Raw genomic sequence first — 19,313 nt, forward strand, 5'->3', positions numbered from 1 at the left:
AGTAATGAAGGGGGAATTCAAATGACAGATACAGAAAAGAATGCAAGCATGATTTGTCCAAAATGTGGTGCAAGCTTAAAGATTGAGGCATATAACGATAATTACGATCAAATCGTATGTCCATATTGTGATTATAAGAGAATTGAACCAAAGAGAAAGTCTACTGCAGAGCAGATGGAACATGAAGAAAATATCGTTTATGCAAAAGAAAAAGGATATTTACGTGCAAATGATGAAATCGAAGAAATTAAGAAGAACCGTACACGCAAGAGGATTGGAATTTCTATAAGTGTATTATTATTTGCTGTGATTATTTTTAATTTTGTTAAAAAGATGAATCGTCCTAAGGTTGATCCGTTTTCTTACGTAACCATTGACTGTTCAGGTATTGATGGTAAAGGCAAATGTCAAATGAAACTAGAGGATGCCAAAGATGATAAAGGAGAAATCATTAATACAAGTAAGATCAAATATCAAATTTCTAAAACAGATGAATTCTCAAATGATGACACATTTACCGTGACAGCAGAAAGTGATACATATCAACTTACAGAAAAATCAAAGGTATATACAGTTAGTGGTCTTGATGAATATCTAAAAAATGTAGATGAACTGAGTCAAGATAATATTGATTTGTTTGTTTCAGAAGCTTTGGCTAAATAACCTGATGTTACAGATAGTTCAGATGGTGCTACATTTAATTCCGTAACAGCAAAGAAACTCATCGTAATGTCTGCAGATCAAACTAGTACAGTATATGTGATTTCTGAAATTGACTATACTCTACAGGATGGCACGAAGGTTTCTTATTATCTTTCTACATACTTTAAGAATGTGGTACTTAGAAAGAACAGCAGTGGTGAATATTCTGTAGCTCATGGAGAATCTATGTATACAGGTGATATGATTCATCTAGTTGGTAGTAGATTCTTTATTGGCTATGCAAGCCAAGAGGCAGCTGAATCAGCCGCAAGAACCAATCAAACACGAGACGCAGATTATTCCGCAATGGATATCAAGTAAAACGTTCTATTGCATACATGAAGGTATAAGAATCCTGTTTCATATTATGATGATATCTTTGTTATAATAGGATGCAGAGGGCTAACTGCATGACATATTTCTTTCGCTATGAACCAGATGGAGTTCATAACATGTCTATCTTTATTATACGGGTTGTATTTGTGGCAGTTTTATTATTTGCATATATGCAAAAACATAATAAAAAACTGTTACAAATTACCTTATCACTTGGATTATTCTTACAAGCAGCTTTGTTTATTTGGTATTCTGGAAACCCTGTTCTATTTACGAAGGAAGGACTGCCACTATATCATTGCAGATTATCCGCAATCATGCTTGCGGTATCTTACTTCTTGAAGAAGGAAAAGTGGATGCGATACTTTGCATGGCTTGGTTTACTTGGTGCAATCATTGCATTCTCATTCCCGGATCCATCACCATTCTTATGGCCACATATAACCAATGTTACTTATATTGGCAGTCATATGTTATTGGGGTTATCTGCAGTCATCATTTTATGCAAAGAGGAAACTGAGTTAAATGATAAAGATATTTTCTTATATACAGTTTCGATGAATCTTGTAATTTCTTTTGCAAATCATTTTATAGGGAGTAACTACGGGTATCTAAGGGCTTTACCAAAAATGTTTCCATTTGATTTTGTACCAATACAGTTAATCTTTATACTTTCTGTACTCATTAGTGTCATTATTAGCGTTACAGAAAAGATATATCTGTATATACATCGGTTTTATCATAAAAATGTTGAGGAAGACATCATTATTTAATGATAGAATAAAAAAAGTATCATAGTTTATAGAGGGGAATATTATGGACGATATCAAACAGGGATTTAGGAAGTACTTTAAAGCAGGAAATCGTGGATTTATTTTTTCTATGATTGCTTGCATAATTGGTATTGGTTTGATGACATTACCAAGGGTAATGCCAAAGCTGTTGGCCAATGAGAATAGTGCTGTATTGTTTAATGCCGATGATAGTAAACAAGATGGTAAGTATACTTACATTGATATTATCGCAATTGATGATTATAGTGCGTGTCAAGGATCTGACTATTATTATTTAGTAATGGATACTGATCGCTCAAGTGAAAAGTTAAATTCCACTTCTAAAGAATAAACAATAAAGTGGAAGTAAGTCATTCAGAAATAGTACTGGCAAGGATTGATAATCCAAGCTCAATTTTCAACGAAAGTTCCTTTTCAACGAAAGTTCCCCATTTTTAGGGCTAAAGAGAAGAAACATTTTACTGTAATAGTGTACTTATAAGATATTTTGTGATATTGAATATGTATAGACAGGCGATTTGGGCATACGAAAGCTCGGCTTTCAATGATGGTTTAAATTTTTTCTCATCGAAAGTTCCTTTTTGTAGGTTAGGGATATGTGCCAAATCGGCTAGTGGATGATAGGTGTAAGCTTAACTTGTTTGATGTTGAGGTGAGTCAACTTGTTAAGACTTAACACCTTTTTGTTTAGTGATAGAGCGGCGATATCGATAGGTGAATTGTAGTTTAAGGATCTACGAGGATAATTGTTTACCATGTCAGACACATAGTTGATGTCCTTCTGGGTCAATGCATTCATACTCTTTCCCTTTGGAACACATTCTCTAAAGTGTTCATGGTTCTTCTCACATTTACCTTTCTGATCACTTCTTCCGGCCTTGCAGTAGTAGATGGATATTAGTTTTTCTCCTGTATATGCATCGGTCTCTAGACTTAGAGGATCGTGGAACTCAGAGCCATTGTCAGTAAGAATGATTGGAAAGGTCATAGAAAATAGTTCAGGTCCCAGTACATCCTTGATGATTTCGAATGCACGCTGGACAGCCAACATGCTTTTTTCCTTTAACAGAAAATATAACTGTAGATTCGATCTTGTATGCAGGAGTGAAAGGACACATTTCTCTTCATCGCCTTGCTTGCCGAGTATTGTATCCATTTGCCATATATTGATGGAAACATCTTCATTCTCGATACGTTCGAGATAGTCTTCATATCTTCTGCCTTCAAGCCAATCATAGTTGATTGGTATCACGACATGTTTGCTGGAAGAGCGTGTTTTATATTTGACCTGACGCTTGAGGTCTACATTGATGATGGTGCCCATATGACGAAAATGAATATAACGATATGCGGTAGATACTGATATGTCCAACTGATTGTTGTGTATGATGATGTCTGGTGAAAGGTTCTGTTTGACGCCTTTCTCAAAGGCATCGACAATCATCTTCATTTGTGCTTCTGATTTCTTTGGTCCTTCCTTCCAACTACTGACATTGTCATCCCTCTGTTTTTGGGCAACATCGGCCATATAGAATACCTTTGGCAACTTGCAGGTTTTGGCATCTGGGCAATTGTTGCAGACATAGGGGAAACGAGATGTATGTTTGCATATTGGTGAAGAGATGAAATCGGAACATAGATCATTGCAGTTATCATGTTTACAGAACTTACAACGACCTTGTAGACAGTGAGTACATAACCTTGTGCGATTACATTGATTTTGTCTACCACACTTATTATGAGTATTGGCACGGACGACAATTCTAAGATGGTGTGTTATCTCATAGCGAATGGCCTTGGGACTCCTGTTAAGAGTAAGGGCAATCATCTTGAGCGTGATGTTAGGATCAGACAACAGATTTTGAATAATGAGTCGTTCGTCAAAAGAAAGCTGTTTGTATGTGCTAGTCATAAAATATTCCTCCTTTTCTCCACTTTCCTGGCACATATCCCTTGTGCCATTATCATAAAAGGGAACTTTCACTAAGAAAATAGTGCAAAGAGGAACTTTTAAAAATAATTGAGGATTGATAATCCAAGATGGTACTATTTTTAAGTTGAAAATGATTTTATTTTAGTTAGAATGAAGGTGAAGTAACAGAAAAATGAGCGCATGAAAGGTAGGCAGAATCTACTGTTCAAAAAATTTGTAAGAGTTGATTCTACTTCGTTGTTTGGTGAAAGTTATATGCCGATCCTTCGTGTGTAATTGATTTTGAAACTTCTTGGTTATCTTCTTACTTTAGAAGATATGGTTTTAGAATTACTTCGTCTGGTGGGATTTCGGTAATTCCAAAATCATAGAGTTTCTTGGCCATTTCTTCGTTGTAGAAATGGAGCAGCTGTATGGACGATCTTCCGTGCAGCTTTTCTTTTGGATATGAATTAATATGGATACTGATGAGATTTGCCTTTTCTTGTGATGTAAGTCCCAATGCATGGAGATCACATCCCTTTGGGCATATCTCTCTTACCAATAGATGTAGGTTCTCTAGACTACCTTTCTGCCAAGAGGCCATCGAATCACAGTAGAACATACGTGTCCTGCGAGTTCCATCTTCACGTATCTCCGCTTCTTCAGCTAGGACGAATTCACTTCCTCTGTCTGTTAATATGACCTCGGCTTCTTTTTCGAACATTTCTTTTCCTAATATCTTTTCCAATAATAGGATCCCATCCAACATATGTAAGGAGTCCTTTACGGTTTGATAGATACATATCAACAGGTCATACTCTCTGAATTTGAAGGTCTGTAGGAAAGGTCCGTTGGACACGTCGTTGTATACCGTATCCATCTCTACGACCTTGGCATTTGGATTCTTTTCCATGTATATCAAGAAGTCGGAGTACTTTCTTCCTGTCAGGTATCGATTGTCTTTACGTGGCTTGTATGTATTGCGCTTTTGTTTGGACATCTTTCGTCTTACGACACGTTTCAAATCGATGGCACCGATCGATACACCCACATCTTGGAAGACACCATTTTCGATATAGTTGTATATCGTCTTTTCGGATAGCTTGATCTCTTTGTGGCTTTGAAGAATAGAGTAGATGGACTGACCTTTCTTAATCAATGGTAATAAGAGTTCACCGAGCTGCTTGATATCATTTACTGTCGCATTGACACCTTGTCGTGAAGATGTAAGTGTCATCTGGTAGTCGTGCTGTGCATCGAGGGCAGAGTATCGATATTTGTCATAGCGACAAGAGCGATAGTTTCCACATCCATTACAAGCTCCTGGTGACTTGTCCCTGCGAGTACATTTGAAAGGGACATAATCGATACAATCCAGAGTACAATAGCGTTCATGTTTACAGCGTTTGTAGTTAGCACACTCTAGAGGCAGATTACATTTGTATGCAAGGAAGCGATGTAGTTTGATTTCTTTTCCTATAGTTGATTTGTCTTTACCAAGGGTAGTAGCGATAGCTTGTTTGGTAGAACCATTTTCGATACCAGTTTCGATGATCTGTCTATCTGAATAAGACATGTGCGAATTCTTCGTTAACATAATGTTTTCCTCCTAAAAACACGAAGAATCGGCACTTATATTGAACTAGAAGTGTAAGAGTAAATTCAACTAGAGCTTGGTGAATAACTAAATTCAACTTTCGTACCTTAGAAGTGGAATTTAACTTTTCACTTGAGGATGGATACTGATCATTTATTTAATGTTGTTAAAATTGATCAGAGTACCTATAATCAGATGAAAGAGCAACAGGCTTATTGGATTACGTGTGTTGATGATGAAACTGGGGAGTTGGCTCCAAAACCATATCGGTTATATGGTGTTCAAAAGCTATTAACAAATGGATGTCTCGAAGCAATTGGTGCTTCTTATAAAAAGTCACCGGTAGAGATGCACAAGTATGTAGGTTCTTACTACTTCTCTAATGGGGTTGAATATGATAAGGATACAGTAAGAATATTATTCTTAGTAGGCATTGTGGTTATTTTTAATGGTGCGGTGTCTGCATTTAAACTCAATAAGAAAAATAAGAATATTGAAAATACAATTGCATACCTTGAAAGTACAGGTAGATTGTATGAAGCGTGGAATGAATTACAGACATACTTACAAACAAATAAGGATGGTTACTGTGTAATTCTAGATAACTATGTAGTTTCTAAACAGAATGGTATGATGAGACCATATGAAGATATTCTTTGGGCATATCGGTATGTCATGAGAAGAAACTTTGTTGTCGTAAATCAATACGCATTATGCCGGTTGGTTGATGGTGGAAGGATGGAACTAACACCTCCAGGATTTAGCAAGAAGGGCGCGATTGAGGAAATATTAAATACAATTGCGATGAAGAATCCTTCTGTTTTATTAGGCTATACAACAGAAAATCAACGTGCATATAATGAAATGACAAAACACTAAACAAAATATGTTCTTACAGAAATGTAGGAACATATTTTTGCTTTCTGAAGAAGATAATCATGGTTATGGGTATGCTATAATGAAAGCCAAATGAGAGGGGGAATTCTGTGATTAAAGAGCGTCAATTTTATCAACACTTAGCAGCGATGATGATACCTCTTGTGATTCAAGAGATTATAAATTTCTGTGTACAGATGCTTGATACCGTCATGGTTGGATCTTTAGGAGATGCGGCAGTATCAGCGGTTACCTTGGCAGGACAGCCATACTTTATATTTAATGTCTTCGCGTTTGGTTTAACCTCTGCAGGGGCAGTTATGATTTCTCAATATTGGGGACAGAAGAATATTGAAAAGATCAAACATATCATGAGTGTAATGTTGTGGTCAGTTATCGTTGTATCTATACTATATATGGGGGCTTGTTGGTTATTCCCGCGAGAAATCATTCATATATTTGCAAGCGATGAAAAGTTAGTGGAACTTGGTATATCCTATCTTCAAGTAGTTGTTGTTTCGTATCTATTGAATGGATTATCCATGTGGTATTTCTCATCATTATCCGCAAAGGAAAATGTTAAAATCAGTGCAGCGGTATATACGGGTTCTTTCTTTGTAAATCTAATCTGTAATTATCTTTTGATTTATGGAAACTTTGGTTTTCCAAAGCTGGGCGTTGTTGGAGCTGCAATCGGTACGATTGTCGCAAGAGCGTTCCAACTTGTATGTGCAAGTATTTATGCGCGTTATCACGAGAAGGATATTCGATTTGGCTTGCGTGATATTTTTGATTTTGATAAAACGATGATTCCTACATATTTCCATTTAAGTCTTCCTGTGATTGGGGATGATTTGATTTGGAGTTTAGCGGTATCTACACAGTTAGCTATCATCGGCAGGATGAATAGTGATTATGTTGCGGCTGCTTCCATTGCGAGTGTTGCCCAACAATTTGTAATGATTCTTGTCTATTCCATGACGAAAAGTGCTACGATTACTACAGGAAAAGCAGTTGGACAAGGTAATTATGAGCGCGTAAAACAAATCGGTAGAACCTTTTTGGTGTTATCTGCGTTTGTAGGTATCCTTGCGTGTGGAGTTGTACTTTTTATACGAACACCAGTACTATCTCTATATCCAAATGTGACAGTTGAGACAAAGAATCTTGCGTATCAGTTTATGACTGTTATCGCTGGTATTATGTTATTTACAGGGATTGAAAATGCGGCAATTGTAGGTATTTTACGCGGTGCCGGAGATATGCATTATGCATTCCGCATTGATGCGGGTTGCATGTGGTTTATTGGCTTACCAATGGGATTACTTGCGGCTTTTGTTTGGAAGTTACCTGTAACGTATGTATATTTCTTCTTACGCTTTGATATTATTTTCAAAATTATTCTATGTATCCGTCGTATCTTAAAGGGCGAATATATTAAAGACTTTACGCGTAAGCCTGCATCCTAGGAGGTATTTATGTATTACGGAAATATAAAAGAATATGACATTGCGGATGGTCCAGGGGTACGTGTATCACTCTTTGTATCGGGTTGTACCAATCGCTGTAAAGGCTGTTTCCAACCACAGACATGGAGCTTCTGCTATGGAAACTTATATACCGAAGAAGTTGAAAATCATATCCTAGATGCACTAGGAAGAGAGTATATCCAAGGATTGACACTTCTTGGTGGAGAACCATTTGAACCAGAGAATCAGATAGAACTTGTCAAACTTCTTCGTAAAGTAAAGAAGCAATATCCAGAAAAAGATTTATGGAGCTATACAGGCTTTGTCTATGAAAGAGATCTTGTAAAGGGTGGTAGAAGACATATAGAAGTTACGGATGAGATGTTAGATTTATTAGATGTACTGATTGACGGCCCATTTATGTGGCAGAAGAAGAATCTTCGTCTCATGTATCGCGGTTCAGAAAATCAACGTGTCATTGACCTTAAGAAAACACGTAAAGAAGGGAAAGTTGTACTACTAATTGAATGAGAGTGGAAAAAAGAATTCCATTCTCATTTTTACATGATATAGTAATGTTTGAGTCGCTTTTGGAGACTAGATATGTTCTGCCATGCATGTACTAAAATGTTGTATTTGGAAATAAAATATAATCTAACAGTAAACAAAAATGGCCTAGACAAGAAGAGAGGATTATCTAAGAGCCAACTCTGTATCGTTGTGGCAATCGATTGTCACAAAAATACATACGCTGTTATTTGTGGTCATGGAAAGCCATCTGCTTCACGTATCTTTGAAGCACTAAAGAATCATATCGCTTCCGGATCAACACTAGTACATGATGGCGAAAGAGCACATGACAAGCTGATAAAAGAATTAGATTTGAAAGAAGAATTCTATAAAGCCAATACACACGACAAAGAATATCTAGAGAACATGGCATTGATAAACAATATGTGCTCGTGGTTAAAAAGGTATATCTATCGCTTCATTGGGATGAGAATGACTAATCTACAATCCTATTTAAATTGGTTTGTATATCTGTTTAGAGTAAAAGGTGCAGTAGAACTGTGGCCAAAGATGGATAGAATTTTACGACATTTGATATTATTCAACGGAACATATAAGAGAAATACTTGATTTCATCGCATTTCCATAGGCCATTTTTGTTTACTGTTAGAAAAAAAATATAAATTTACGTATTTTTATAAAAGGATTTTATCTAAATTGTATGGATAAAATAGCAGTATTTTTTGAAAGTTATCTATATTCAAGAATACGGCGCATCTTTCAAAGGACAACGAAATATCGCATTCTGAAGAAAGAGGAGTAGATTATGAAGAACAAGAACATCTTAGGACATTTACAGATTATCATGTCCTCATCACTATTTGGCTTAATGCCGTTATTTACAAAGATGGCATATAGCTATGGCGCAACCCCAATTACAGTTGCATTCTGTCGTTGTTTCTACGCGACAATCATCCTTGCGTTGATGTTGCCAATTATGAAAAAGAATATCTTCTCGATTGAGCGTAGACAAATCGTACCAATGCTGAAGATTGCGATTCCATTTGGCTTAATTCCAGTTGCGTTATTTAATGCCTATACACACTTAGATTCAGGTATGGCAACGATTCTATTTTATACGCATCCAATCTTTGTTATGCTGTTGTCAATTATGATGTATCATGCATTTCCATCTAAGAAACAAATTCTATGTATGGTTCTATGTCTAGCAGGTATTGTTCTATTAAACGCAATTCAAGGGGAAATTAAAGTAATTGGTATTGCTATCGCAATTCTTGCAGGATTCATCTATAGCGTATATGTGATTGCTTGTGGTCAAAAGGGAATTGATGAAATTGATCCAACTATATTATCATTCTGGATTAACTTATTTGCGTCTATTGCAGTGGGTATTATTGGCATCGCTAGTGGTCAGTTAATGATTGTAACAGAACCAATGGGACAGGTATCTATGTTTATACTTGCATTAGTGGTATCTGTTATTGCAGTTTTACTATTCCAGCATGGTGTATTAATTACAGGTGGTTTAAAGGCTTCATTACTTAGTACATTTGAACCACTCACAAGTTTATTTATTGGTATGATTGTGTTTCATGAGTTATTAACTGTACGTCAATGGATTGGTATCGTACTTGTTCTTGTATCTGTGATTCTACTGGTCATCCCAGTTGGAGCGAAAAAAGAAAGATAGATTCGTAAAGAAATATGCATCTGGTATTTCTTTTTTTATAGTTCACATTTAATTCATATTTAATTCACATTGAATTTGTTGACGAGAAAATCCAAAAGTATTATATTATCCTTAGTTAGTTTAGCGTAACTAACTAAGGATAATTATGCCGGAAGAACTCATTGTAGAACATTGTGCACCGACATTAGCCGGTGTCAAAACAGGAAACTTATTTAACTGTGGTTATTCTTGTAAAGAGCAGTTAATGAAGCAGATTGCGGAAATCAATCACCGTTTCAGAAATTGTGATCTTAGAATGACCGTCCTCAGTTATCCAAAAGATCGAGCACTCATATATCTGTATCGACCAACATGGTTGAAGACAGATTTATCTAAAGAAGATGTTGTTTCGATACTAAAAGAAAGAGGGTATCCTATCGAAGATATGTCTGCATGTATTGACGTATTGAGTCAACGCATTCAATCGTCAGGACAACGTGTATTCCCACATGAAATTGGATGTTTCTTGGGATATCCTGCAGAAGATGTTCGAGGTTTTATCGAGGATAATAAACCTTGTAAACTTGTCGGAACTTGGAAAGTTTATGGCAATGAAGAGATGGCAAAACATCTATTCCAAATATATGAGAAATGTACATATGCATATTTGGAACATTTTGAAAAAGGAATGTCTTTAGAGCAGTTAGTTAGATTTGTCTAAATTAAAGGAGGAAAAAATCATGAGTAAAGTAGCAGTTGTGTACACAAGTACAACAGGTAACACAGAAAAGATGGCAGAAGCTGTCGCTGAAGGTGCAAAGAGCAAGGGAGCAGAAGTTGTTGTATTAACAGCAGATGCATTCAACGCTGGTGAAGTAGCTAACTACGATGCAATCGCATTTGGTAGCCCAGCTATGGGTGTTGAACAGCTCGAAGAAAGTACCTTCGAACCAATGTTCGCAGACGTTGAAGGTAGTCTAGCTGGTAAGAAGGTTGGACTATTTGGCTCCTATGGTTGGGGTGATGGTGAATGGATGCGTACATGGCAGGATCGTGTAGCAGCAACTGGAGCTGTATTAGTACAAGATGGTGTTATGGCAAACTATGAACCTGATGATGGTGCATTAGCACAGTGCAAAGCGTTAGGCGAAGCATTAGCTTAAGTAAGGATATAAAATAATAAAAACTGTCACTTTCTAAAGATGGAAGGTGACAGTTTTTAGTTTAGAATTCTGCATCATGTAACCATAAGAAGGATTCATCTTCATTGCGATCAGTTTGTAACCAAGGATTATTATCGATATGTCGAATCATCCAACATGTATAAAGCTGATAACCAGGCGCAGCCGATTGAGGGTGTAGTTCTCCTCCAGGAATTGCTGAGAATGAGTTGTTGACACTCTTAAATACCGAGTCACCAACAAAACTTGCACCAAATCCTTCTGGACGATCAAACTTAAAGAAATAGCATTCTGGTTGTGGATGACGGTGTGGTAAATATCCTGACCAGTTTCCTCGATCGTTTAGTACTTCTCCCAGTACCATATTTGACTCTGGAGAGATATCATGATCAAAGATAGTATTAACTCTACGGTTTGCTACATTACCAAACTTATGATGAGAGGATTTTGCATATGCCCACGGAGCATCCTTAGGGGTATAGATTTTTGCACCGAAATCTTTATTGTTTTTAGTTTTTTGTACCAGAATTTCAGTGTTATCGTTAGCATTGATAGTAATCTTTATGTTTTTGGATGCATGCAAAGCCCATGGACCTTCAGAGAAGACATCCTTGCGAGTTGCATGTTGCGATGTATTTTCGAACTCATACAAAATATTGCCAGATAACAGAAGAATTGCTGTTTCTTCGAAATCAGACATAAAACTTCGAGATTGACCTTTTGCAAGTTGATAGACACGTATATCCATATTCATTGCGGAGTATTCATTATCGTATGTAGTCAGTATCATTTCGCCTGCAGAATCAAATTTTGGATATCCAAATAATTTAGACATGTTAATCTTCCTTTCTGGCAATCATTTCGCCATATAGTTCTTTTTCCTCTTTTATAAATGCATGAACTTGATCTGCAGATGGCAAATCATCAGAACAGTTATTGCTTTTTACCATCATGGAAGCTTCTGCAGAACCAAATTCTAAGCAGTCAATCATATCCCATCCTTGATATAGGCCATATAAGAAACCTGATGCGTATCCATCACCTCCGCCAAAACCTTTTCTTGCTTGAACCGGGAATGGTTTAATGGAAAATTTCTCACCATTATTAATGTATGCAGTAGAGCCTTTCATACCATGTTTTATTACAACAATTTTAGCATTTTGAGATTGCCAATAGTTAGCAGATTCCGCATCTGTAGAACTAACATTGATAAACATTTCAGTTAAATCAAATTCTTCTCTAGAGCCCATAATTATGTCTGCTTCTTTTGCTACAGAAGAATAGTAAATTGCAATTTCATCTTTATTTTTCCAATTATATTTTCTGTAATCAATGTCAAAGATAATAATTGTATTATTTTTCCTTGCAAGCATGACGGCTTTTAAGGCAGCTTCACGAGATGGACTTTCAGCTAGTGCTGTACCTGAAATCAATATTGCTTTTGTTGATTTTATATATTCTTCATCAATGTCTTCAACGCTCAGTTTGAGATCAGCCACTTGATTTCTATACATCAAAATATGACTCTTCTTTGGGGATAACATTTCGGTAAATGTTAAACCTAATTTTTCTCCATTTTTGCAGCGTGTGACTCTACTTGTATCAATACCTCTTTCATTAAAGTAATCTGTAACAAAATCTCCAAATTGATCATTTGATACTTTTCCGATGAATCCGGTTTTTAAACCATGCTTATTTACACCAACTGCGATATTGGCAGGGGAACCTCCAACAAACATTTCGAATGTATGCACTTTTTTGAGTGGTTTAAAATCTTCTTTAATAGCATCTTGATAGGATGGATTAAAGTCTATTGCAATTCTACCTAGTAGAACAATATCAAGCGGTCTAGATTGGTCAAAGGTAATATATTTCATGTTTTTACTTCCTTATTTAGTAGGTATGACCCATTCATCTGGTGTATCTGGGTGAAGGGTATATGCAGTAGTTGTATTCATATTATCGAGAATAGATAATTCCTCATTGGATAGATTGAAGTTAAAAATCTGAGCGTTTTCAACCATTCTTTCTTTTTTGGAGGTTTTCTGCAATGGCAGAATATTGTTTTCTAAACAATAACGTAATAGCAATTGTGCAATTGTGTGTCCTGATTTCTCAGATAGTTTTACTAAAACTGGTTCATCAAAAGCTTTGCCACGCATAAGAGGCCCCCAACTTTCAATTAAAATATTTTTTTTAGAACAATATTTAAGTACTTCTTGTTGCTGATACTTTGGATGGAATTCAATTTGATTCACCATCGGTATTATTTCTGCAGTTTCGAGTAAAGCATCAAGATGATGAGGAAGAAAATTTGACACTCCAATTGCTTTTAACTTGCCAACCCTATAAGCTTCTTCCATTGCCTTCCATGAAGATTGAATTCTTTGTTTCCAATCTTTTTTGTGACCCGGTGCAATTGGCCAATGTATCAGATATAGATCAATGTAATCAAAACCTAATTCAGTTAAAGAAGAATTAATAGCATCTTTTGTTTCTGAATATCCTTGGTTGGTATTTGCTAATTTTGATGTAACCCAAAAATCTTCACGAGGAAGACCGCTTTCTCGAATGGCTTGCCCAACTAAATTTTCATTCTTATATCCTTGGGCGGTATCAATATGGCGGTATCCGACTTCAACTGCATTTTTTATCATTTGCAATCCTTCATCGCTTGTAGGTGTTTTATATGTTCCGTAACCAAGAGATGGGATTTCTAATCCATTTGATAATAGATGTAAAGATGGTACTAGATTAGTAGTTTTCATTATTAGTCCTCAATTAACTTTCTGTAGATAATCTTCAAATCGCCAGCACTCAATTCCTTTATTGTATTGCTAGGTGATCCAGATATCATTGCATCATTAGCCATTTTTTCAATCAGGTTTATATATAATTTTTTGTCGTAAATTACATCAGACATTTTCGGAATATTTAAGTGATAAAGTAACTGATGTAATGCTTTGAAAAAGTCATCAGTCGCTTTGTTATTATCAACTTCAATTGATAAGCCAGCTTTTCTTGCAATAATTGCTAACTTATCTGTAATAGGTTCTTTTACATACTGGAGACATTCTTCAATTAACATCGCATTTGATAACCCGTGTGCTATATGGAAGTTTGCACCAATTGGACGCGACATTCCGTGTATGATAGTTACACTTGAATTATTAAATGAGATACCTGCTTCTGTTGCTGCAAGAGCCATCATATAGCGTGCTTCAACATTTTCTGGCTCATCATAACAAATTGGCAGGTATTTAAAAATTTTTTCAATAGCACTTAATGCCAACGTCTGTGATAGAGTCTGTGATTTTCTACTTGTAAATGCTTCTATAGCATGACACAATGCATCAATTCCAGTTGCACTTGTAACGCTTTTAGGTGCTGTAATTGTAAAAATTGGATCAATAATTGCAACATCTGGAATTAGTGAAGAACCTGTTAGTAGCATCTTCACATTGTTGATAGTATCGTTAATAATTGTGAACATCGTACATTCGGATCCTGTACCTGCAGTAGTAGGAATAGCAACCATTTTTGCACGCTCAGTAGTAAAAGGCTTTCCCATTTGTTCTGTAAGTGTTCCTGAACATTTATCCATCATTGCAATTGCTTTCATTGAATCAATAGGGGAACCACCACCAATTGCAATTAAAAAATCACATTTCTCTCTACGGTAAAGTTCTAGACCTTTATAGATCATTGTATCTGTTGGCTCTGCATTAATTTCGTGATATGTTACATAAGGAATATTTACAGAATCCAATATATCAGTTAACTTCTTGTGGTTTCCTAGTTTTAACATCATGTCATCTGTTACAATGAAAGCCTTTTTACCTAAAACTTGCAGAGTTGTTACTGAATCTGATAATGCTCCTGTGCCATTGTAAATTGTTTTTGGCATTAAAAATTGTCTACCCATTTTCATTTCTCCATTTCATTTATAAATATTTAGAATTGCTCTAAATTTTGAACAAGTTTAATATAAAACATATAGAACTGAGGACTTTTATGAAGCATGATCGAATTAATGTAATGGAACAGTATATTCAACAACATCAATCCTTAACAAATGAAGAACTTTGCGAACGTTTCCATATATCTGTACAAACCCTTAGAAGAGATATTGATATTCTTGTTCAAAGAGGAAATATAGGTAAAGTATATGGAGGTGTAGTATGGGAAAATCGTGAGATTAAATCATATGTTGAGGATTCCCAAACTCGCAACACATCAAACACGTCTGCTAAAGAAAAGATTGGTAAAATAGCAGCTAAGGAAGTAAATGACGGTGATGTAATCTTCATCGATAGTGGTACGACTGCATACCGTATGGTCAAGCATTTAGTTACAAAAAATAATATTACGATCATTACCCATAGTATTGATGTAGTTATCCAAGTGCAGGGTTATAATCAGCTCCGCCTAATTGTACTAGGTGGTCAATATAATAATTCTACAAATAGTATATTTGCGGATACGTCAGAAGTTTCATATAAAGTGGATAAGGCATTTATTGCCACTGTTGGAGTTGACTCTAAAGGGTGTTCTAATACAAATCTTCCTGAAGGAAAGATTAAGAAATATATGATTGAAGAAGCAAACAAGACATATCTTTTAGCAGATCATTCTAAATTTAAGGTAAGAGCCTTTAATCGTTTTGCATCTTTAGAGAAGTTTGATGTAATCGTCAGTAATCAAAAAAGCCCAGAGTGGTTAAATGAAATTTGTCATCAATACGATATTACTTATATTCATCAATAACATAATAGTAAATGCTTTTCTTTGGAATATCAACGGGAAAGTGATAATATTATGATTAAGTTGATAATATTGATAATATTATTAGCTTGAGTTTAATGCTCAAGCTTTTTATATCATTCATATATCAAAAGTATTCATAGCAACCTATTGCATAAAATTATTTTATGATAATATGTCATTAACTTTTTTGGGGGTAGATTAAGAAAATGAATAATATGGTATTTATGGTTTCGATCATTACAGTAACATTAATATCTATATGGATTATTGCAGCAATTCGATTATATCCACTATATAGGAATTCGATATATCAAGAGTTATTTGGAAATTTCATTTCTTTTTTCTGGCATTACTATATCCGAAAAGATGCCTCTCAAAGTGGCTATTTAAAGACTCAAATTGGTTATCATAAATTACTTTTCAGTACTTTACAACAAGAAGGAAAACCAAGTATTAATTATTATGTGCTCTTTTATCAAAAAGGGGTTATAGTATTTACTTTCGATAAATTGAAAGGTTCTATAGCTGGTAAAGCAAAAGATAAATACTGGGTAGTAAAATCCGAAAATAATGTATCCTATAAATATCAAAATCCATGTTCAAATTTAGAAATATACCTAAGAAGAATAGCTAACGTATTACCGGATACGCATATCGAAGTTCGTATTATTTATCCAGATGAAGTAATCTTTGAGACACTTAAATCAGATATAGCATGCATACATAAATCTGATTTGCCTGGTGAATTGAAAAACATTAAGGCTGAGTTTCTTACGGATGAACAGATATTAAGTAATTATCATAAATTGACAGGGAATTAATAGTATGGATGAAAGAAAATTAAGAGAAAGTATAATGACATTAATTCGAATTGTCTTTGAAAACCATTCTCTGACTGCACAGGAAATAGCAGCGATGATGAACATTTCCGATCGTACTGTTAGAAAAAGAATAGATGATGCGAATAATTATTTGAAAGAAAATAATTTGGGGATGATTGAAGCAAAACCTAAAATAGGAATTGTTCTATATTCAAACTATGATCAAAGGCAAAGATTAGATAAAATGATTGGTAATGGTACACTAGCAGAAGAAAAAGTAAATGATCAAAGTCGTATTTTTAAGGCATTGAGATTTATTTTACGCTCAGTTAAGCAAGAACCAACATCAATTAAAGAGATTTCTAACGAGTTATTTTTGAGTGAACCAACTACTGCTAAAGTTATTAAAGAGTGTGAGGTTTGGTTGTCTGTTTTTAATATTTCTCTTCAAACGAAGAAGAATTTGGGGTTACAAATTATATGCTCGGAAGATGATTATAGACGTGCATTAAAAGAGTTTGTACAAATGGATAGAGAACAGAGAAGTGCTGAAGAGAATTTGAATTTCTTTTTTCCTAACTTGAATGTTGAACTAGTGAAAAATACATTATTAAAGTATGAAAAAGAGTGGAATTTTAATTTTACTGAAACCTCATTTACTGAAATTCTTGTGTATTTATGTATTGCAACATACGAAAATATTTCAAAAGAATTTATTAACCAAAGTTTTACAAAAGAAAAAGAATTACAGAAGTATACTGAATATCAGTTTGCAAAAAAATTATTTAGGAAAATAAATGAGAGGTTTGGTATTGATGATAATGAATATGAAATTGATTATTTGACTATTCAGATTTTATGCTCTCAATTCATTAGCAAGGATAAGCAATCTTTAAATGATTTGATGGATGAATATGATCATATTATCGACGAATTTGTCAGAAAGACAATTGATGTTGTAAGCAACGTAACAAATATTGATTTAAAAAATGATACAAATTTTTATTGTGGATTATTGAATCACATCCGACCGTTACTATTTAGGTTAAAATATGGACAATCTCTAGATACTACGATAACGGCAAATGTGAGAGAAAATTTCATGGATACGTTAAGAGTTTCTTGGTTAATATCAACTTTATTTGAGCAATACTTTAATATGTGTATTAACGATGATGAACTTAGCTATATTGCTTTGTATATTCAAAGTGCGATTGATTCAGCTAAAACTACGCTAAAAACAATTTTGGTTACGGACCAGACGATGAGTGTTGCAAAGTTACTCACAGGAAGAATTGTTGGATCATTACGAGATATTGAAGATATAAAAATAGTTTCAGTACATGAATATAAAAAACAAGAATATAAAGATGCTGAGTTAATATTGACTACTGTAGATATTGGTAATGATGATCGTATTTACAAACTAACGAACTTATTTTCAGACGAAAATATAGAAAATATTAGAATTAGAATAAAGAATATAAAAGCAAAAAAAGATAGTAAAAAATTTAGCTTTGATCCAATTGTACATGCAATGTTTGAGCCTGATTTGATAATGACAAATATTGAAGTTAAAAGCAAAAATGAAGTAATTAAGATGTTATGTGAAAAATTATTAGCAAAGGGATATGTTAGCAAAAAATATTATGAATCGGTCCTTTTGAGGGAGAGTGCTTCAGATACTTCAATAGGTATTGGTGTAGCTATTCCACACGGGAATATGAACTATACAAATCAGTCAAAAATAGCGATAGCAACACTAAAAAATCCAATTGAATGGAATGATGAAAAAGTAACTGTTATTTTCTTGTTGGCTATTATAATAAGCGATGAAAATGAGATGGATCGTTGGCAATCTTTCTACCGACAATTTATTAAACTAACAGATAACGAAGATACGCTCCAAAAAATTAAAGGGTTTACAAATGAAGCAAATTTGTATTACTATCTCATTCAATAAGAGGTAGCACTGTAAGGAGGAATAAAAAATGGATTTACAGGAGATTTTAAATCCTAATATTATTAATTTAGCAGTAGAAGGTAGCACAAAAAAAGAAGTACTTATAAATTTAGCAAATGTACTAAAAGAAAATGAATATATTGATAATGTTGAACAGTTTGTAAAAGATATTTATTTACGAGAGGCGGAAGGGCCGACAGGAATGGGTTCTAATCTATCGATTCCCCATGGAAAGAGTGAAACAGTTAAAAAAATTGGTATTGCCATTGGTAGAACTGTTCACCCAATCGATTGGGAATCGAGCATTGAAGCATCTGGAATCCAAAATACAAATTTAATATTCTTATTTTGTGTAAGTGCAGATTCATCCTTCGAAACTAATCATATGTTGCTATTAAGTCAACTTGCTGGGAAATTAGGTAATGATTCTCGTATACATGCATTACAAGAGGCATCTAGTGCTGAACAGATAATCAAAATTATCTGTAGTGATGATGAAGAGTTAAATAATTCATGCAAATGTAGTGATGAAGAGATTGTAGATTTAGATATTAATTTATAAAAATAACAAAGATGGCAAAGAATACCATCTTTTTATATAAATAAAAAATTTCCGTTTTGAGTATATTGATAACTTTTTATCATTTGATGTTTACATGATAAATTTCATGTAAAGAGATATACATTGAGGA

At 34.5% G+C, this 19,313-nt stretch carries 21 protein-coding genes; 15 read left to right on the top strand and 6 right to left on the bottom strand.

Annotated elements, in window-relative coordinates; all coding sequences use genetic code 11:
• Positions 1-21 precede the first annotated feature (21 nt).
• From RGT18_RS05070 to RGT18_RS05085, 4 genes are all read left to right on the top strand, one after another.
• The gene (locus tag RGT18_RS05070) at positions 22-663 is read left to right on the top strand and encodes a CpXC domain-containing protein (protein ID WP_028078607.1); all 642 of its coding nucleotides are present in this window, start codon (positions 22-24) and stop codon (positions 661-663) included.
• 66 nt (positions 664-729) lie between these two features.
• The gene (locus RGT18_RS05075; RefSeq protein ID WP_028078608.1) at positions 730-1,023 is read left to right on the top strand and encodes a hypothetical protein; all 294 of its coding nucleotides are present in this window, start codon (positions 730-732) and stop codon (positions 1,021-1,023) included.
• Positions 1,024-1,112: 89 nt separating this feature from the next.
• The gene (locus RGT18_RS05080; RefSeq protein WP_028078609.1) at positions 1,113-1,811 is read left to right on the top strand and encodes a YwaF family protein; all 699 of its coding nucleotides are present in this window, start codon (positions 1,113-1,115) and stop codon (positions 1,809-1,811) included.
• Positions 1,812-1,854: 43 nt separating this feature from the next.
• Positions 1,855-2,163 carry a hypothetical protein gene (locus RGT18_RS05085; protein ID WP_028078610.1) on the top strand — a complete coding sequence of 103 codons (309 nt, stop codon included), beginning with the start codon at positions 1,855-1,857 and terminating at the stop codon, positions 2,161-2,163.
• 279 nt (positions 2,164-2,442) lie between these two features.
• Here RGT18_RS05085 and RGT18_RS05090 read toward each other — a convergent pair whose 3' ends face one another.
• Together RGT18_RS05090 and RGT18_RS05095 are read right to left on the bottom strand one after the other, a co-directional pair.
• Entirely contained in the window at positions 2,443-3,744 is a 1,302-nt protein-coding gene (locus tag RGT18_RS05090) for an IS30 family transposase (RefSeq protein ID WP_338175422.1), read from the bottom strand.
• 325 nt (positions 3,745-4,069) lie between these two features.
• Complete coding sequence (locus tag RGT18_RS05095) at positions 4,070-5,344, bottom strand: helix-turn-helix domain-containing protein (RefSeq protein WP_338175424.1); 1,275 nt, start codon at positions 5,342-5,344, stop codon at positions 4,070-4,072.
• A 138-nt stretch (positions 5,345-5,482) separates the two neighbouring features.
• Between RGT18_RS05095 and RGT18_RS05100 the strand changes: the two genes are divergently transcribed.
• The 7 genes from RGT18_RS05100 (at position 5,483) to RGT18_RS05130 (ending at position 11,052) form a co-directional block, all read left to right on the top strand.
• Positions 5,483-6,223, top strand: a complete 741-nt coding sequence (locus RGT18_RS05100; protein WP_028078885.1) for a DUF6709 family protein — start codon at positions 5,483-5,485, stop codon at positions 6,221-6,223.
• 107 nt (positions 6,224-6,330) lie between these two features.
• Positions 6,331-7,689: an MATE family efflux transporter gene (locus RGT18_RS05105; RefSeq protein ID WP_028078886.1), complete on the top strand. Its 1,359-nt coding sequence runs from the start codon at positions 6,331-6,333 to the stop codon at positions 7,687-7,689.
• Between the two features lie 9 nt (positions 7,690-7,698).
• Positions 7,699-8,220 (top strand): anaerobic ribonucleoside-triphosphate reductase activating protein, encoded by a 522-nt coding sequence (nrdG, locus tag RGT18_RS05110; RefSeq protein ID WP_006525217.1) that lies wholly within the window; start codon positions 7,699-7,701, stop codon positions 8,218-8,220.
• A 105-nt stretch (positions 8,221-8,325) separates the two neighbouring features.
• Entirely contained in the window at positions 8,326-8,829 is a 504-nt protein-coding gene (locus RGT18_RS05115; protein ID WP_338175430.1) for a transposase, read from the top strand.
• 196 nt (positions 8,830-9,025) lie between these two features.
• The gene (locus tag RGT18_RS05120; RefSeq protein WP_028078091.1) at positions 9,026-9,910 is read left to right on the top strand and encodes a DMT family transporter; all 885 of its coding nucleotides are present in this window, start codon (positions 9,026-9,028) and stop codon (positions 9,908-9,910) included.
• Between the two features lie 145 nt (positions 9,911-10,055).
• On the top strand, positions 10,056-10,610 hold the full coding sequence (locus RGT18_RS05125; RefSeq protein WP_028078092.1) for a DUF3793 family protein: 555 nt from the start codon (positions 10,056-10,058) through the stop codon (positions 10,608-10,610).
• A 19-nt stretch (positions 10,611-10,629) separates the two neighbouring features.
• Positions 10,630-11,052: a flavodoxin gene (locus RGT18_RS05130; RefSeq protein WP_028078093.1), complete on the top strand. Its 423-nt coding sequence runs from the start codon at positions 10,630-10,632 to the stop codon at positions 11,050-11,052.
• A 61-nt stretch (positions 11,053-11,113) separates the two neighbouring features.
• On the opposite strand, the gene RGT18_RS05135 is transcribed toward RGT18_RS05130, so the two are convergent.
• Genes RGT18_RS05135 through RGT18_RS05150 form a run of 4 tightly spaced genes read right to left on the bottom strand, consistent with a single transcriptional unit; the run spans position 11,114 to position 14,995 of the window.
• Positions 11,114-11,905 carry a 5-deoxy-glucuronate isomerase gene (locus tag RGT18_RS05135; RefSeq protein WP_028078094.1) on the bottom strand — a complete coding sequence of 264 codons (792 nt, stop codon included), beginning with the start codon at positions 11,903-11,905 and terminating at the stop codon, positions 11,114-11,116.
• 1 nt (position 11,906) lies between these two features.
• Positions 11,907-12,947: a 5-dehydro-2-deoxygluconokinase gene (gene iolC, locus RGT18_RS05140; protein ID WP_028078095.1), complete on the bottom strand. Its 1,041-nt coding sequence runs from the start codon at positions 12,945-12,947 to the stop codon at positions 11,907-11,909.
• Between the two features lie 12 nt (positions 12,948-12,959).
• Entirely contained in the window at positions 12,960-13,838 is an 879-nt protein-coding gene (locus RGT18_RS05145; RefSeq protein WP_028078096.1) for an aldo/keto reductase, read from the bottom strand.
• Between the two features lie 2 nt (positions 13,839-13,840).
• Entirely contained in the window at positions 13,841-14,995 is a 1,155-nt protein-coding gene (locus tag RGT18_RS05150; RefSeq protein WP_028078097.1) for an iron-containing alcohol dehydrogenase, read from the bottom strand.
• Positions 14,996-15,084: 89 nt separating this feature from the next.
• On the opposite strand from RGT18_RS05150, the gene RGT18_RS05155 reads away from it, so the two are divergent.
• The 4 genes from RGT18_RS05155 to RGT18_RS05170 all read left to right on the top strand — a co-directional run bounded on the left by RGT18_RS05155 (position 15,085) and on the right by RGT18_RS05170 (position 19,183).
• The gene (locus RGT18_RS05155) at positions 15,085-15,837 is read left to right on the top strand and encodes a DeoR/GlpR family DNA-binding transcription regulator (RefSeq protein ID WP_051240980.1); all 753 of its coding nucleotides are present in this window, start codon (positions 15,085-15,087) and stop codon (positions 15,835-15,837) included.
• A 206-nt stretch (positions 15,838-16,043) separates the two neighbouring features.
• Entirely contained in the window at positions 16,044-16,658 is a 615-nt protein-coding gene (locus tag RGT18_RS05160; RefSeq protein WP_028078098.1) for a hypothetical protein, read from the top strand.
• 4 nt (positions 16,659-16,662) lie between these two features.
• Positions 16,663-18,621 (top strand): BglG family transcription antiterminator, encoded by a 1,959-nt coding sequence (locus RGT18_RS05165; RefSeq protein WP_081659517.1) that lies wholly within the window; start codon positions 16,663-16,665, stop codon positions 18,619-18,621.
• 28 nt (positions 18,622-18,649) lie between these two features.
• Positions 18,650-19,183 (top strand): PTS sugar transporter subunit IIA, encoded by a 534-nt coding sequence (locus RGT18_RS05170; protein WP_081659518.1) that lies wholly within the window; start codon positions 18,650-18,652, stop codon positions 19,181-19,183.
• The last annotated feature ends 130 nt before the right edge of the window (positions 19,184-19,313 follow it).

The sequence above is a fragment of the Solobacterium moorei genome, assembly GCF_036323475.1.
Classification (GTDB): Bacteria; Bacillota_I; Bacilli_A; order Erysipelotrichales; family Erysipelotrichaceae; genus Bulleidia; species Bulleidia moorei.